We start from the raw sequence: 14,677 nt of genomic DNA, 5'->3' as shown, positions 1-14,677 counted from the left end.
CTGCTTACGAACCGAAGTGGTGGTTCAGCTCGAGCCAGACCTGGCGGCCTGCCGGGCTGTAGCTGCCGACCGGGTAGTAGGGCCAGCCGCCGGTGGCATCCATCTTGATGTGGTTGAACAGGTTGTTCACCATCGCCGACACCGTGGTGCGCTGGTTCAGCCGGTAGACCACGCTGGCGTTGACCAGGGTGGTCGGCGACAGCCAGGCCTCCCCTGCGCCATTCGGGATCTTGCCGTAGCGCTGAAGGAACAGGGTGTTGGTCCAGTCGCCCGCCTTCCAGCTCACGCTCGCGTTCAGCTTGTCGCGCCAGTCGGCGTTGCCGAGGTCGTGCAGGTCGTCGTTGAGCGGATCGCCGGCGAACTGGCGCGATTCCTGGGCCAGCGTCTTCGAGTAGTTCAGCCTGGTGGTGAAGCTGCCGTAGCCGGCAGTCCGCAGGACGTACTTGGCCGCCAGGTCGATGCCGCTGACCCTGGTGGATGCCGCGTTGATCGGATTGACCAGGATCCGCCTGATCTCGCCCGGCCGGTTCAATGCATTGTCCGGATAGCGGACGATGCGGGCGATGGCGTCGGCGCAGGTCGGCGAGGTCAGGTCGCCGGCGATGCGGCAGTCGGCTTCGTCACGCAGCAGCTTGTCGGCGCTCAGGTTGGTGACCAGGTCGTCGATGCTGATCTTCCAGTAGTCCAGCGAGACGTCGAAGTCCGCGCTCGGCGACCACACCGCGCCCAGGCCGGTCGAGCGGCCCTTCTCGGAACGCAGGTCGCGGCTGCCGGTCTGCACGTAATCCGCGCCCGGCGAATAGTTCGCGTAGTCGCAGCCGGACACCGGCTGGCCGGCTTTCGCGCAGCGGTAATAGTCGGTGGTGGACGCGTAGTAGCCGCTGCCGCGCGCCTGGTAGATGTAGTTCATGTCGGGCGCGCGGAAGCTGGTCGCATGGTTCGCGCGCAGCAGCAGCTGCGTGACCGGCCGCCATTCGAGCCCGCCGTTATAGGTGAACTTGCCGTCGTTGCGGCCGGCGAAGCTGTAGCGGTCGTAGCGGCCGGCCAGCGTAGCGGCCAGGGTCTTCGCGATCGGGATGCTGGCCTCGGCGCCGACGGCAAAGCGCTTGCGGGTCCCGGCCGCACCGTCGGACGGCACCAGGGTATTGAAGTAGCCCTGGTTGATGCGCGCGTCGGGCACGGCGGAGAAGCCCTGCTTGCCCAGCTCGGCCACCGTCGCCACCTTGACCGGGCCGGCCGGCAGGCTGAAGACGTCGCCGTTGGCGGTCAGGCTCAGGGTGTTGGTCCACGACTTGTCGTCGCTGACCGACTCGCCGTAGACGGTGTCGAATTCGGCCGGGGTCAGCCGCCTCGTGAGGCGCGCCGGATCGGGCGCATGGATGGCGATGCCGTCCGCGTTGACGCCCTGCTGCGGGCCGAGGAAGAAGCTGTCGATATTGGCCAGCGCGCGCGGCGTGTGGTTCTGGCTCTTGTACAGCGAAGCGGTGTAGCCAACTTCATAGCTCCACGAGGTTTGCGGGACCTCGCCGCGCAGGCCGAAGGACAGCGAGCTGGCCTGGTCGTCCCAGCTACGGTTGTAGCGGTTCACGCCGCCCATTTCTTCCGGCGAGATGGTGCGGCTCCAGGCCTCGTAGGCGCTGGTATTCCGGTTCCAGAAATAGCTGTCGGTGGCCGAGCGCGAGGTCCACGACGGGCCACGCGTGTTGTTGCTGCTGCGGTTCTGGCCATACAACGCTTCCGCGAACAGCGTGGTGGTCGGCGACAGCTCGTAGTTGGCGCTGCCGAACAGGTTCTGGCTGCTGTTCTTCGTCTGCGTGGTCCAGTAGGTCGGGCCGACTTTCGGGCTGGCGCAGTAGCTGCCCGCCTTGGCCGTGTACTTGACGGTACTGCCGCCGAACAGGTCGCCGATCGACTGGCAGGCATCGCCCAGGTCCACGTACTTGCCGGTGCCGATGTTCTTGCGGCCCATGACCAGGGTCGGCGCCACGCCGGTCCTGCTGGCCATGAAGTCGCGGTCCGCGCTCCACAGCGGATCGCGCTCGAGCAGCTCCACGCTGAACAGGGTATTGAGCTTGTCGAAGCTGTGGCCGCCGGTGACCTGCACGCGCTTGTCGCTGCCGCCGCCGCGCGTGGTGGTGCCGGCCTTGAGGTTGACGTCGACACCCTCGGCCTGCTTTTTCAGGATGATGTTGACCACGCCGGCGATCGCATCCGAGCCGTAGACCGCCGATGCGCCGCCGGAGAGGATCTCGATGCGCTCCACCACGCTCGACGGGATGTTCGCGAGGTTGGTGAAGTTGACCGTGCCTTCGTAGGCGATCGGGAAGTCCGCCAGGCGCCGGCCGTTCAGCAGCACCAGCGTATGGTTCGGTCCCAGGCCGCGCAGGCTGATGGCATTGGCCGATGGCGTATGGGTATTGCCGAAGTCGGCGCCCTGCACGAAGCCGCTGTTCTGCGACTGGTTGGTAAGCGCATCGAAGACGTTCTTGTAGCCTTGCCTGGTGATGTCCTCGCCGGTGATCACGGTGACGGCCGAGGGGCCTTCGAGGCTGGCGCGTGGAATGCGCGAGCCGGTGATCACCACGGCCGGCGCCGCCGTTGCCGGGGTCGCCACCGCGTCCTGTGCCTGCGCCCGGGTAAGGCCGGCCATGCCGCAGAGCAGCGCGATCGCGCCCGCGGCCAGCGGTTTCAATTTAAATCGTGTTTGCATTGAAGGGTCCTTGTTGATGGGGGCGCCACCTTAACAATTCCCTATTGGAAATAGAACGAAGCATTTCTCAGATGCTTATGCACTATTTCAGTGCGCCGCCAATGCGCTGTAATGAAGCGGTAATGTTGAACCCACCAGCTGACTGCTAATCTAATTTGGCAGACAGGAGCGACGATATGGTCAGCCGGCGTGAGATCCTTATCCTGGGCGGCTCGATGCTGTTGTCCGCATGCGGCGGCGGCGGCCCCAGTGGTACCAGCAGCAGCACCACGTCCGGCACAAACGGGCCTCCCGTTGCCGGACCGTATGGCGTGCCCATCGCCAACTGGTCCGGGGCATTGCAGTCCAGCGGCGATGTGCAGGTGGCCGCCAGCGACCAGCCATCGGCTTTGCCGTCCAGCATGGCCCTGCGTCTCGGCTGGGCCTCCTCTCCCACCAGCGCACAGCAGGGCGTGCTGGCGGCGGCGCAGGGCTATGTGCCGCCCGGCGCGCAACCCGGCTTCTCGGTGGCGATCTGGGCACGCAACCCGGGCAAGCGCACGCTGGCCTTCCGGCTGCGGCTACTCGACGGCAGCGGCCAGCACCTGCTCACGTGGAACTGCGCGGCCGACCCGCTCGATCGGTGGGTCCTGCTCACCATATCGCCAAGCCAATTGGCGGGAACGAGCTGGAACGCCGGCCACGATGCCGTCGGCGCCGTCCGCCTCGAGCAGCAGGACGACACCCCCGAAGGAGCGTGGCAGCCGGGCGACCATCTGCTGTTTGGCGACATCTACGCCGCTGTGCCGGGCCAGGCCCTGTTCGCGATCACCTTCGACGACGGCTTCGATTCCCAGCGCAACGCGCCGCCCGTCTTCATGCCGCCCGGCAGCCGCGTCACCCGCACCGACAATGGCGTGTTCGTCACCGCCGGGCGGCACACGGTGGTGGTCGGCGCCCCCATCGTGTTCCCGTCGATTGCGCCGTCCGGACTGGCGCCGGGAACACGCTACTGGGTGCGCTCGATTCCGGCGCCGGATGCCTTCACGCTCGCCGCCGACGCCGCGCTGTCGACCGCGGTGGCCAGCAGCGGCTTTACCGGCGATGCGCCGTTCAGCATCGACGACGGCCCGCCACGCAGCGGCCAGCAGATCGTCGAAAGCTACGGCTTCAAGGGCAGTCTCTTCCTCGTGCCGGGCTGGCTGGGCACCTCGGGCATCCACGGTTACGGCAAACTCCCGAACAGCTTCATGAGCGTGGCCGACGCGCAGGCGATGCATGCCGCGGGCTGGTCGGTGGGCTCGCATACGTTTTCGCATCCGTCCAGCGCCGAGAACGCGGGTCTGCGCCTGCTCGGTCCCTACGGCTATTTCCTGAGCAATCCGGTCGATGCCCTGCCGGCCCAGTATGTGCGGGCCTGGGGCCTGAATGCATCGTTCCGGCGCCGTGCCGTCGGCGCCGCGGCCGGCAGCAATGTGGTGAGCTTCGAGAATCCGCACCGCTTCCTGATCAATATGCCGATCGTCTTCGTCGACGACGCGCCGTCCGGTTTCGTCCCGGGCATCACCTACTATTGCCAGAGCATTCCCAGTGCGCTCACGGCCACCTTCGCCAGCGACCAGGGCAGCCTGGATGCCACCGTGACGGTGAAGGCCGACTGGACCGGGCTCGGCCAATACCGTTATCCTGGCGCGGTCCTCGACGACAGCGCCATCTACCAGGACATCATGGCCGGGATCGCCGGCCTGGAAGCACTGGGCATCACGAGCGGGGCAAAGTTCTTCGCCCTGCCGCAAGGCGCCGCCGACATCTACGTGCGCTCGGCCTGCATGCGTAGCGGCCTGAAATGGATCCGCGGCACCTCCGACCACGCCCACACCATCGCGGCCGGCTACCCGACCGGCGGCGGCCTGTCCAACATCGCCAACACGCCCGGCGGATGGCTGGCGCAGCCGGACTGCATCCAGACCGACAACCCGGACCAGCCCTCGATCCAGCAGATCGTGGCCTATATCGACGACGGCATCGCCCAGCATGCCTGCGGCTGCTCCTACCACCACATGGTGGGCGGCGCCACCACGTCCAACCTGGAAAACATGTGCGCCGCCCTGAGGACGCGCGCCGACCAGGGCCTCGTCAAGGTCGTGACGCTCGACGAGATGGACGCGCTGCTGCAACGCCATTGAGCCGCCGGGGCAAATAAAGCTTGCACCGGCCTGACTCTGCGATTAACATGTGAACACCTATTCACATGTTAAAGATGAGCACGCCACCCGACATCGACAATCTGGTCGACGAACTCGCCGACCTGTTCCACCTGCTGGGCGATCCGACCCGGCTGCGCATCGTGCTGGCCTGCCTGGCGCAGCCGATCGCGGTGGGCGACATCGCCGCCCAGCTGGAACTGTCCAGTTCCCTGGTCAGCCACCACCTGCGCCTGCTGCGCGCGGCCCGCATCGTCAAGGCCGAACGCCAGGGCAAGCAGGTGTTCTACACGGCTGCCGATGCCCACATCAGCGGGCTGCTCGCCAACATGTTCGAACACATCGCCGAACCCGACTCTGCAACAGGACTGGACACATGAGCCTTCACCACCATCACGACCACGGCCACGGGCACGGTCATCACCATCCCGCCCCGAGCGACGCCGGCCGCGCCTTCAAGCTGGCGATCGGCCTGAACATGGCTTTCGTCGTGATCGAATTCGTCTACGGCTTCATCGCGAATTCGACCGCCCTGATGGCCGACGCCGGCCACAACCTGTCCGACGTGCTGGGCCTGGTGCTGGCCTTGGGCGCGGCGCTGCTGGCGAAGGCCGCGCCGACGCGCCGCTTCACCTACGGCCTGCGCGGCTCCTCGATCCTGGCGGCGCTGTTCAATGCCCTGCTGCTGATGCTGGCCTGCGGCGCCATCGCCTGGGAGGCGGTGCTGCGCTTCGCCCATCCGGAACCGGTGGCCGGCACCACGGTGTCGATCGTGGCCGCGGTCGGGGTCCTCGTCAACGGCTTCTCGGCCTGGTTGTTCATGTCCGGCAGCAAGGACGACATCAATGTGCGCGGCGCCTACCTGCACATGGCCGCCGACGCCGCGCTGTCGCTGGGCGTGGTGGTGGCGGGCCTGGTCGTGATGTACACGGGCTGGTCCTGGCTCGACCCGGCGGTCAGCCTGGTGATCGTGGTGATCATCGTGGCCGGCACCTGGTCGCTGACCAAGGAATCGACGCAGATGGTGCTGGCGGGCGTGCCGGCCAGCGTGGACCTGCCGCGGGTCACGGAGTTCCTGAAGTCACGCGACGGCGTGACCGAGGTGCATGACGTGCACATCTGGGCGATGAGCACCACCGAGACGGCGCTGACCGCCCACCTGGTGATGCCGGGCGGGTATCCGGGCGATGCCGTGCTCGACGGGATCGTCGGGGAATTGCGCAAGGATTTCGCGATTCATCACTGCACGCTGCAGGTGGAGGAAGGGACGACGAATCATGGCAGCTGCGCGCTACATGGGGAGCATGACCATGACCATGATCACGATCACGCCCACCACGCACATTGAAATTCCGTGGGCACTGGGTGCCCACGCAGAATTACCCGGCCAGGTTCGCGTACAGAGCGGTGCTCAAATACCGCTCGCCAAACGAAGGAATGATGGTAACGATCAGCTTGCCCGCATTCTCCGGCCGCTTCGCCACCTGCATCGCCACCCATAGCGCCGCACCCGACGAGATGCCGACCAGCAGGCCCTCTTCGCGGGCCGCCGCGCGCGCGGTCTCGAAGGCGTCCTCGTTCCTGACGGTGACGACTTCGTCGTAGGCCTTCGTATTCAGTACCTGGGGAATGAAGCCGGCGCCGATGCCCTGGATCGGATGCGGTCCCTTGGTGCCCTTCGACAGGATGGGCGAGGCTTCCGGTTCCACGGCAATCGCCTGGAAGCCGGGCTTGCGCTGCTTGATGACTTCGGCCACGCCGGTGATGGTGCCGCCGGTGCCGACGCCCGCCACCAGGATGTCGACCTTGCCGTCGGTGTCGCGCCAGATCTCCTCGGCCGTGGTGCGGCGGTGGATTTCCGGGTTGGCGGGATTGTTGAACTGCTGGGGCATGAAGCAGCGCGGATCGCTGGCCACGATCTCCTCGGCGCGGCGGATCGCGCCCAGCATGCCCTCGGGGCCGGGCGTCAGCACCAGCTCGGCGCCATAGGCGCGCAACAGCATGCGGCGCTCGTTGCTCATGGTTTCGGGCATCACCAGGCGGCAGCGGTAGCCGCGCGCCGCGCACACCATCGCCAGCGCGATGCCGGTGTTGCCGCTGGTGGGTTCGACGATGATGGTGTCGGGGCCGATCTTGCCGGCCTGCTCGGCCGCCTCGATCATGGCCCAGCCGATCCGGTCCTTGACGCTGTGGGCCGGGCTGTAGAACTCGAGCTTGGCGACGATGTCCGCCACGCCTCCCTGGTTGAGGCGCCGGATGCGCACCAGGGGCGTATTACCGATCAGTTCAGTAACGTCGTTCGCGATGCGCATGTTCCCTCCAGGTCAGCTTGGTTTGACTTATTTAACGTCCAGCAGTTCCACGTCGAAGATGAGATCCGCATCCGGCGGAATGCCGCCGGGCGAACCGCGCTTGCCGTAGGCCAGTTCGCTCGGGATGATCAGGGTGCGCTTGCCGCCCACCTTCATGCCGGCCACGCCCTGCTCCCAGCCCTTGATCACCATGCCGGCGCCGAGGCGGAAATCGAGCGGCGAGCGGCCCGGGTTCAGCGAGGAATCGAATTTGCGGCCGCGCTGCTTGGCGGCCATCGGCTTGTAGAGCCAGCCGGTGTAGTTGACCGTGATATTGCTGCCGACGGTGGCTTCCTTGCCCTTGCCGACGACGGTGTCGATGATCTGGATCTGCGGCGCGGCGGACTGCACGGTCGGCTGTGCCGGCGTGTCGGTCGCCTGCTGGGTGCTGCCCGGGTTGGCGGCCGTGGTCTGGGCCTGGGTCTGGGTCGAATCCTGCGCGTTGGCGGCGGTGGCCGCCAACAGCAGGCTCAGGAAGGCGATACGACGGATCATGGAGCCTCTTTCATGGTTCAGTAAAAATAACTGAACCTATGATAACAAGGCCTCCCCGGCTTGCACAGCGTCGTTGGCGGCGGGCGCCGGTTCGGCCACGTGCACCGGCACGACGGCCGGGGCGGCGACGGCATTCGCCGCTTCCGCCAGCTTGCGCAGCATGTGGCCGGCCGCGACCATGCCGAAGGTGGCGGTCACGACCATGCTGGAGCCGAAGCCCGCGCAGTTCAGGCCGGTAATGCTGTTGGCATCGATCGCGCAGGCATCGCCCGCTTCCGGATAGCGCAGCGGTTCCATCGAGAACACGGCGTCGATGTGGTACTTGTTCTTCTCGCCCTTGGCGAAGCCGTACTGGGCGCGCAGGATCTTGCGCACCTTCTTCAGCAAGGGCTCCTGTTCGGTGCGGGCCAGGTCGCGCACTTCGATGCGGGTCGGGTCCGTCTGGCCGCCGGCGCCGCCGATCACGATCAGCGGAATCGCGTGATCGCGGCAATGGGCGATCAGGGCCGCCTTGGCCTTGACGCTGTCGATGGCGTCGAAGACGTAGTCGAATTTGCCGGGCGTAACCATCTGCGGAATATTGTCCGGATCGATGAAGTCCTCGACCAGCTCGACCTCGCAATACGGGTTGATCAGCGCGATGCGCTGCTTCAGGGCCTCGATCTTCGGCATGCCGACGGTGGTCGACAGGGCCTGGATCTGGCGGTTGATATTCGATTCGGCAACGTTATCGAGGTCGATCAGGGTCAGGCGGCCGACCGCGCTGCGCGCCAGCGCCTCGACGATCCAGGAGCCGACGCCGCCGACGCCGATCACGCAAACGTGCGCCTTGCGAAAGCGTTCCAGTGCACGCTCACCGTAGAGGCGGGCGATGCCGCCGAAGCGGCGCTCGAAATCGATCTCATCGCCAGATTCGTCGATGCGTCCTTCGGCGGGCGCAAGAAGAGAGGTGGGAATAGTCGTCATGATTGCCGTATTCTACCGGACGGGATCGCGTGCATTGCTCTAAAATAACTTTAGGTCAATCATTTTCTTAGGCTCCTTTACGCCTCCGCAACAGTCACCATCATGAACGAGCTTCTCCACGATACCGCCCCCGATTTCGACCAGCCGGTCGCCGTGCTCAAGCATTGCCACGGACGCATCCGCAAGCAGCTTGCCACCCTGGAAAAACTGCTGGTCCACCTGCCCGAACACGGCGCCGACCAGCAGGCCCGCCAGGCCGCCGGCGCGGTACTGAAGTATTTCGAGAAGGCCGCCCACCTGCACCACGAGGACGAGGAACAGGACCTGATCCCGATGCTGCGCGCCGTCGCCCAGGGAGAAGACGCCGCCACCCTGCAGGCGCTGGCCCCGGTCATCCTGCAGGACCACAAGGACATGGACGCCATGTGGCAGGACCTGCACGAGCAGCTCACCGCCATCGCCGATGGCAGCGGCACCCAGCTCTCGAACAGCACCGTGCAGCGCTTCAGCCAGCGCTACCTGAACCATATGGAGTGCGAGGAAAGCACGATGGCGCCGATGGCCGTGCGCCTGTTCAGCCCGCAGCAGATGGCCCAGCTGGGCCAGGCCATGCAGCGCCGCCGCGGGATCTTGCCGCCGGCCGCCGCCATCGGCGAACGGGTGGCCGACCTGCGCAAGGATTACGGCCAGGCCAGCCTCGACGAGAGCGAGGTCGCCGACGATCCGATCCGGCAGTTCACCCGCTGGTTCGAGGAAGCGCTGAAGGCCGAGGTCAACGAGCCGAACGCGATGGGCGTGTCGACCGTGGACGAGCAAGGCCGGCCGAGCTCGCGCATCGTGCTGGTCAAGCAGTTCGACGAACGGGGTTTTACCTGGTACACGAACTACGACAGCCAGAAAGGAAAGCAACTGAACGGCAATCCTTTTGCAGCTCTGCTATTCTTTTGGAGCGAACTTGAACGGCAGGTGCGGATCGAAGGCAGAGTCGAACGCACTTCCGCCGAAGAGAGCGACAAATACTTCAACAGCCGACCCCTGAAGAGCCGGCTGTCGGCGATCGCGTCCCATCAGAGTGCGCCGATCGCAAGCCGCGCAGACCTCGAACACAACTACGAGGACGTCGCGCGACAGTATGGCGAAGCGCCACAGCGGCCACAACACTGGGGTGGTTTTCGTCTGGTGCCGGAACGCATCGAGTTCTGGCAGGGGCGGCGTTCACGCTTCCACGACCGTGTCGTGTACACGCGGCAGGAAGACGGCGGCTGGACGCGGCAACGTTTGCAACCGTAAAGCCGGCTGCGAAGCTGGCAATATGTACGTGCCGGAGGTATTCGCGTGTTCGACCAGCTGAAGTTATCCGCCTGGACCACAGGCATCCGCAACAAGTACAACCTGCCGCTGCGCGTGGAATTATGGAATGGCGAGCAGGTTGATCTTTCGTCCGAACAACCACGCGTGAAGATTCGCGTGCCGAGCCCCGGGGGCCTGCGCTACCTGCTGTCCCCGACCCTCGACAACCTGGGCGAAGCCTATGTCGAAGGCGCGCTCGAGATCGAAGGGCGAGCGGCTGACATGATCCAGATCGGCAACTCCCTGGCCGAATCGACCGGCAAGCCGGCGCGCAGCAGCCGCGTCGCCAGCGCGCTGCGCATGGTCTCGCAGCACACCCGTGAAAAGGACGCCGAGGCGATCCGCTACCACTACGACGTCTCGAACGAGTTCTACCAGGAATTCCTCGACCCATCGATGGTGTATTCCTGCGCCTATTTCGAGAACGGCGACGAAGACCTGGCCACGGCCCAGACCAAGAAGATCGACCACATCCTGACCAAGATCGGCGTGCAGCCGGGTCATACCCTGCTCGACATCGGCTGCGGCTGGGGTGCGCTGGTGCTGCGTGCGGCGCAGCAATTCGGCGCACGATGCGTCGGCGTCACGCTGTCGGAAAAGCAGTTCGAGCTGGCGCGCGAGCGCGTGGCACGGGCCGGGCTGCAGGACCGGATCGAGATCCGCCTGCAGGACTACCGGGACGTCGACGGCTGTTTTGATCGTATCACCAGCGTCGGCATGTTCGAACACGTGGGCGTGCAGAACCTGCCCGAATACTTCGGCCGCATCAACAAGCTGCTGGCCCCGGGCGGCGTGGTGATGAACCACGGCATCACGACCACCGACGTCGACCAGCGTGCAAGCCCCTACGGCGGCGGCGAGTTCATTGACCGCTACGTATTCCCGCACGGCGAGCTGGCCCACCTGTCGACCGTGATCCGCACCATGCAGGAAGGCGGGCTCGAGGTGCGCGACGTGGAAAACCTGCGCCGCCACTATGCGCGCACCTGCGAGATCTGGACCGACAACTTCGAGAACAACGCCGACCGCATCCGCCGGCTGGCCGATCCGAAGACCTTCCGCATCTGGCACGTCTACCTGGCCGGCTGCGCCTATGCCTTCGCCCACGACTGGATCAGCCTGTACCAGATCGTGTGCGGCAAGGCGGGCCAGGAACCGGCCCAGATCCCGTGGTCGCGCCGCTACATGTACGACGGCAGCGGGGCTATCGACATGCTATCGACCCGGCATTGATCCCGTGCGCGGCAAACCCCGTCCTTGAGGGCGGGGGCAAGCGCGCGGACGGCGCAGCCGTCCCTGCGGTCAGGCTGACCTTTTCGCTGCGGTTCGATGTATTGCCGGATGACGGCGATCGTAGCCCCGCCACAGCTGTCGGCAAAGCAGGATGGCGACCACAGTGCGCCACCCCATAGCTTGCTTCGAATGCTGGGGTAATTCTTCTTTTTGATCACGCGGCCGGAAACACCTTTCAGGCTGTTCACCAGGCTGGACACGGCTATTTTCGGTGGGTAGTTCACCAGCGGGTGAAACATGATCATCCTCGCCATCGAACTCCGCAAGCTCGGCCTCGAAGTCCTGGCAGACGCCGGCAAAGATGCCGCGCAGCTCGGCAAGCACCTCTGCCGTGAAGGCATTGGTACGTGCATCAGAAAGACGCAGTGTCGCCCTTGACGGATCTCGTTGTCCGGGGTCATGGACCAACTATCGTCGACGTTATGGAACGTCTACAAGCCTTTCAGTTTCAGCTAATGCCAACCGGCGGGCAGGCGCACGCCATGCGGCGCTTCGCCGGTGCGCGCCGGTTCGTGTACAACCGGTCGCTCGCACTGCAGAAGGAAAACCATGCCGCGGGCAACAAGTTCATCGGCTATGTGGCGATGGCGAAGCAGCTGACCGGCTGGCGGAACAGTTCGCAGACCCCATGGCTGAAGGACGCTCCCTGCCACGTCCTGCAACAGGCGTTGAGAGACCTGGACCGGGCCTTCACGAATTTCTTTGGCAAGCGGGCGGCCTTCCCTTCCTTCAAGCGCAAGGGTCGCAATTCCGCTACCCGGACCCGAAACAGTTCAAGCTCGACCAGGCTAATGCACGCATCTTCCTGCCCAAGCTGGGCTGGCTGCGCTACCGTAACAGCCGGCCGGTGCTGGGTGAGCTGCGCAACGTCACCGTCAGGCTGTCGGCTGGAAAATGGTTCGCGTCCATCCAGACGCGGCGCGAGGTCGAAGCGCCGGTGCCTGTCGCGACAACGGCCGTCGGTATCGACGTTGGCATTGCCCGCTTCGCCACCATGAGCGATGGCGGCTACCTCGATCCGGTGAACAGTTTCGGCCGGCACCGGCAGTGCCTGGCGCGTTACCAGCGCCGCATGGGCCGCATGGTCAAGTTCAGCAACAACTGGAAAAAGGCCAAAGCACGAATCCAGAAGCTTCATGCCCGGATCGCGAACGTGCGCCGGGATTTCCTGCACAAGGCGACGACGGCGATCAGCAAGAACCACGCGCTCGTCTGTATCGAAGATCTGCTTGTCAGGAACATGTCCAGGTCTGCCAGGGGCTCGTCCGACGCCCCCGGCAGGCGTGTCGCCCAGAAGTCCGGCCTGAACCGCGCCATCCTCGACCAAGGATGGGGCAAATTCCGGCGCCAGCTCGAATACAAGGTGCCGTGGACGGGCTGCACGCTGCTCGCCGTCCCGCCTCAGGACACGAGCCGCACCTGCCCGTGCTGTGCTCATGTGGCCAAAGAAAACCGGGTGACGCAAGCATGGTTCAAATGCGTCAACTGCGGATACGGCAACCATGCCGACGTGGTCGGCGCGATGAATATTTTAGAGCGAGGGCATCGCTTGTTAGCCTGTGGAGAGTCGGCGCAGTCGGGCCGCTCGATGAAGCAGGAACCCGCCGAAGCGACTACGCGCAGCTCCGCGTAGCGCCGTAGGAATCTCCGTCCTTTAGGGCGGAGAGGATGTCAACACTTCAAACGTTCCGCAAACGTCTTGCGGAACTTCGCCACCTTGGGCGCCACCACGAAGGCGCAGTAGCCCTGCAGGGGGTGCTGCGCGAAGTAATTCTGGTGGTAGTCCTCGGCCTTGTACCAGGTCTCGGCCGGCAGCACCTGGGTGATGATGGGCGCGTCCCAGACCGCCGCCATTTCCGCCATCACCTTGCGCGCCGTCGCGTCCTGCTCGGGCGAGGTGGTGAAGATGACCGAACGGTACTGGGTGCCGACGTCGTTGCCCTGGCGGTTCGGGGTCGTCGGATCGTGGATGGTGAAAAAGATTTCCAGGATGTCGCGGTAGCTGATCACGCTCGGGTCGAACTCCAGGCGCACGACTTCCGCATGCCCGGTGGTGCCGGCGCACACTTGTTCATAAGTCGGGCCGGAGGTGCTGCCGCCCATATAGCCGGACTCCACCCGGGTCACGCCGCGCGCCTCCAGGTACACGGCTTCCAGGCACCAGAAACAGCCGCCGCCCAGGATCGCCACTTCGGTTTGGCTCATACTCGGTCCTCGGGAAATAAGGGATTTTTCATGGCTTCACTGTAAACGAAAGTGCACGCCCGTGCATGCCGGCTCCGGAGCGGCTCCGGGCGGCCGGGTCATTGATGGCATAATGGCGAAAATGAACACCAGATCCCCCCGCGCCACCGAGCGCGGTTTCGATTCCGCGCATTTTCGCCAGGCCCTGTCCCAGTTTGCGACAGGCGTCACCGTCATTACGACCCGCCTTGCAGACGGCAGTTTCCGCGGCCTGACCGCCAGTTCCTTCAATTCCGTCTCGCTGGAGCCGCCGCTGGTGCTGTGGAGCCTGTCGGGCAAGGCCAACAGCCTGCCCATCTTCAGCGGCAACTCGCATTACGTGATCAACGTGTTGTCCGCCGGCCAGGAAGAACTGGCGCGGCGCTTCTCCCGCCGCAGCGAAAACCCCTTCGCCAGCACCGACTACGAACTCTCGCGCACCGGCCAGCCCATCCTGAAAGGCGTGACCGCCTGGTTCGAATGCCACAACCGCAGCCGCTATCCGGAAGGCGACCACGTGATCTTCGTCGGCGAAGTCGAAGAATGCGCCGTGCATCCCCAGCCGGCCCTGATCTTCCATGGCGGTCAGTTCGGCTCGACATAGGGAGCAGTGGTCAGTGGCGGCGTGCTTTCAGTGAGAAAAGTGAAAATCGCTGTCGCAGTTTCAAAAGCCGCACAAGAACAGGATTTCTATAATGGCTCCATTCCAACAAGACCGACTGAGACAGGAGCCCCATGAGCCGTTCCGATTCGCCCCGCAAAGCCCAATTCCACTGGGATGACCCGCTGCTGCTGAGCCAGCAGCTCACCGACGAAGAGCGCATGGTGCGCGATGCCGCCGCGGCTTACTGCCAGGACAAGCTGCAGCCGCGCATCCTCGAAGCCTTCCGGCACGAAGCCATGGACACGTCCATCTTCCGCGAGATGGGCGAACTCGGCCTGCTGGGCCCGACCATCCCGGAACAGTACGGCGGCCCCGGCCTGAACTATGTGTCGTACGGCCTGATCGCGCGCGAAGTCGAGCGCGTCGATTCCGGCTACCGCTCGATGATGAGCGTGCAATCCTCGCTGGTCATGGTGCCGATCTTTGAATTCGGCAATGAAGA

The 14,677-nt window shown here is 65.0% G+C and carries 12 protein-coding genes and 2 pseudogenes; 8 read left to right on the top strand and 6 right to left on the bottom strand.

Annotated features, from left to right (window positions below; all coding sequences use genetic code 11):
* Window positions 1–4 precede the first annotated feature (4 nt).
* The gene (locus AC1DOP_RS23040; protein WP_477253573.1) at window positions 5–2,710 is read right to left on the bottom strand and encodes a TonB-dependent receptor plug domain-containing protein; all 2,706 of its coding nucleotides are present in this window, start codon (window positions 2,708–2,710) and stop codon (window positions 5–7) included.
* A gap of 176 nt (window positions 2,711–2,886) precedes the next feature.
* Here AC1DOP_RS23040 and AC1DOP_RS23035 point away from each other — a divergent pair, with 176 nt between their 5' ends.
* The 3 genes from AC1DOP_RS23035 (at window position 2,887) to AC1DOP_RS23025 (ending at window position 6,241) form a co-directional block, all read left to right on the top strand.
* The gene (locus tag AC1DOP_RS23035) at window positions 2,887–4,875 is read left to right on the top strand and encodes a polysaccharide deacetylase family protein (RefSeq protein ID WP_477253571.1); all 1,989 of its coding nucleotides are present in this window, start codon (window positions 2,887–2,889) and stop codon (window positions 4,873–4,875) included.
* Between the two features lie 74 nt (window positions 4,876–4,949).
* Window positions 4,950–5,273: an ArsR/SmtB family transcription factor gene (locus tag AC1DOP_RS23030; protein ID WP_442124414.1), complete on the top strand. Its 324-nt coding sequence runs from the start codon at window positions 4,950–4,952 to the stop codon at window positions 5,271–5,273.
* Window positions 5,270–6,241 (top strand): cation diffusion facilitator family transporter, encoded by a 972-nt coding sequence (locus AC1DOP_RS23025; RefSeq protein ID WP_477253569.1) that lies wholly within the window; start codon window positions 5,270–5,272, stop codon window positions 6,239–6,241. The genes AC1DOP_RS23030 and AC1DOP_RS23025 overlap by 4 nt, the downstream gene beginning before the upstream one ends.
* A 31-nt stretch (window positions 6,242–6,272) precedes the next feature.
* Here the strand turns inward: AC1DOP_RS23025 and cysK are convergent, their stop codons facing one another.
* From cysK to tcdA, 3 genes are read right to left on the bottom strand one after another with little or no spacing between them, the layout of a single operon-like run.
* Window positions 6,273–7,205, bottom strand: coding sequence for a cysteine synthase A (gene cysK / locus AC1DOP_RS23020; protein WP_477253567.1), 933 nt, complete (start codon window positions 7,203–7,205; stop codon window positions 6,273–6,275).
* Window positions 7,206–7,232: 27 nt separating this feature from the next.
* Window positions 7,233–7,739: an FKBP-type peptidyl-prolyl cis-trans isomerase gene (locus AC1DOP_RS23015; protein WP_442124417.1), complete on the bottom strand. Its 507-nt coding sequence runs from the start codon at window positions 7,737–7,739 to the stop codon at window positions 7,233–7,235.
* A gap of 36 nt (window positions 7,740–7,775) precedes the next feature.
* Window positions 7,776–8,705: a tRNA cyclic N6-threonylcarbamoyladenosine(37) synthase TcdA gene (gene tcdA, locus AC1DOP_RS23010; RefSeq protein ID WP_477253565.1), complete on the bottom strand. Its 930-nt coding sequence runs from the start codon at window positions 8,703–8,705 to the stop codon at window positions 7,776–7,778.
* 102 nt (window positions 8,706–8,807) lie between these two features.
* On the opposite strand from tcdA, the gene pdxH reads away from it, so the two are divergent.
* Window positions 8,808–9,995, top strand: a complete 1,188-nt coding sequence (gene pdxH / locus AC1DOP_RS23005; protein WP_477253563.1) for a pyridoxamine 5'-phosphate oxidase — start codon at window positions 8,808–8,810, stop codon at window positions 9,993–9,995.
* A gap of 45 nt (window positions 9,996–10,040) precedes the next feature.
* Window positions 10,041–11,288 (top strand): class I SAM-dependent methyltransferase, encoded by a 1,248-nt coding sequence (locus tag AC1DOP_RS23000; RefSeq protein WP_442124420.1) that lies wholly within the window; start codon window positions 10,041–10,043, stop codon window positions 11,286–11,288.
* Window positions 11,289–11,371: 83 nt separating this feature from the next.
* Here the strand turns inward: AC1DOP_RS23000 and tnpA are convergent.
* A pseudogene (gene tnpA, locus AC1DOP_RS22995) lies at window positions 11,372–11,749 on the bottom strand (IS200/IS605 family transposase); the annotation flags it as partial.
* 21 nt (window positions 11,750–11,770) lie between these two features.
* Between tnpA and AC1DOP_RS22990 the strand changes: the two are divergent.
* Window positions 11,771–12,981: pseudogene (locus tag AC1DOP_RS22990) on the top strand (RNA-guided endonuclease InsQ/TnpB family protein).
* A 38-nt stretch (window positions 12,982–13,019) separates the two neighbouring features.
* On the opposite strand, the gene msrA reads toward AC1DOP_RS22990, so the two are convergent.
* Window positions 13,020–13,553, bottom strand: coding sequence for a peptide-methionine (S)-S-oxide reductase MsrA (msrA, locus tag AC1DOP_RS22985; RefSeq protein ID WP_477253560.1), 534 nt, complete (start codon window positions 13,551–13,553; stop codon window positions 13,020–13,022).
* A gap of 121 nt (window positions 13,554–13,674) precedes the next feature.
* Between msrA and AC1DOP_RS22980 the strand changes: the two genes are divergently transcribed.
* Window positions 13,675–14,175, top strand: a complete 501-nt coding sequence (locus AC1DOP_RS22980; RefSeq protein ID WP_477253558.1) for a flavin reductase family protein — start codon at window positions 13,675–13,677, stop codon at window positions 14,173–14,175.
* A 131-nt stretch (window positions 14,176–14,306) separates the two neighbouring features.
* Window positions 14,307–14,677: acyl-CoA dehydrogenase family protein (locus AC1DOP_RS22975; protein WP_477253556.1), on the top strand; the 371-nt coding region annotated here is incomplete at its 3' end.

This window comes from Massilia sp. 01N410 (assembly GCF_056399665.1).
Note: the sequence above shows the minus strand (reverse complement) of the source record. Positions and strands in the feature narration are given on the sequence as shown.

Coding starts and splice junctions, on each gene's coding strand:
- AC1DOP_RS23040 (WP_477253573.1), bottom strand. CDS start 2,710: ATGCAAACACGATTTAAATTGAAACCGCTGGCCGCGGGCGCGATCGCG.
- AC1DOP_RS23035 (WP_477253571.1), top strand. CDS start 2,887: ATGGTCAGCCGGCGTGAGATCCTTATCCTGGGCGGCTCGATGCTGTTG.
- AC1DOP_RS23030 (WP_442124414.1), top strand. CDS start 4,950: ATGAGCACGCCACCCGACATCGACAATCTGGTCGACGAACTCGCCGAC.
- AC1DOP_RS23025 (WP_477253569.1), top strand. CDS start 5,270: ATGAGCCTTCACCACCATCACGACCACGGCCACGGGCACGGTCATCAC.
- cysK (WP_477253567.1), bottom strand. CDS start 7,205: ATGCGCATCGCGAACGACGTTACTGAACTGATCGGTAATACGCCCCTG.
- AC1DOP_RS23015 (WP_442124417.1), bottom strand. CDS start 7,739: ATGATCCGTCGTATCGCCTTCCTGAGCCTGCTGTTGGCGGCCACCGCC.
- tcdA (WP_477253565.1), bottom strand. CDS start 8,705: ATGACGACTATTCCCACCTCTCTTCTTGCGCCCGCCGAAGGACGCATC.
- pdxH (WP_477253563.1), top strand. CDS start 8,808: ATGAACGAGCTTCTCCACGATACCGCCCCCGATTTCGACCAGCCGGTC.
- msrA (WP_477253560.1), bottom strand. CDS start 13,553: ATGAGCCAAACCGAAGTGGCGATCCTGGGCGGCGGCTGTTTCTGGTGC.
- AC1DOP_RS22980 (WP_477253558.1), top strand. CDS start 13,675: ATGAACACCAGATCCCCCCGCGCCACCGAGCGCGGTTTCGATTCCGCG.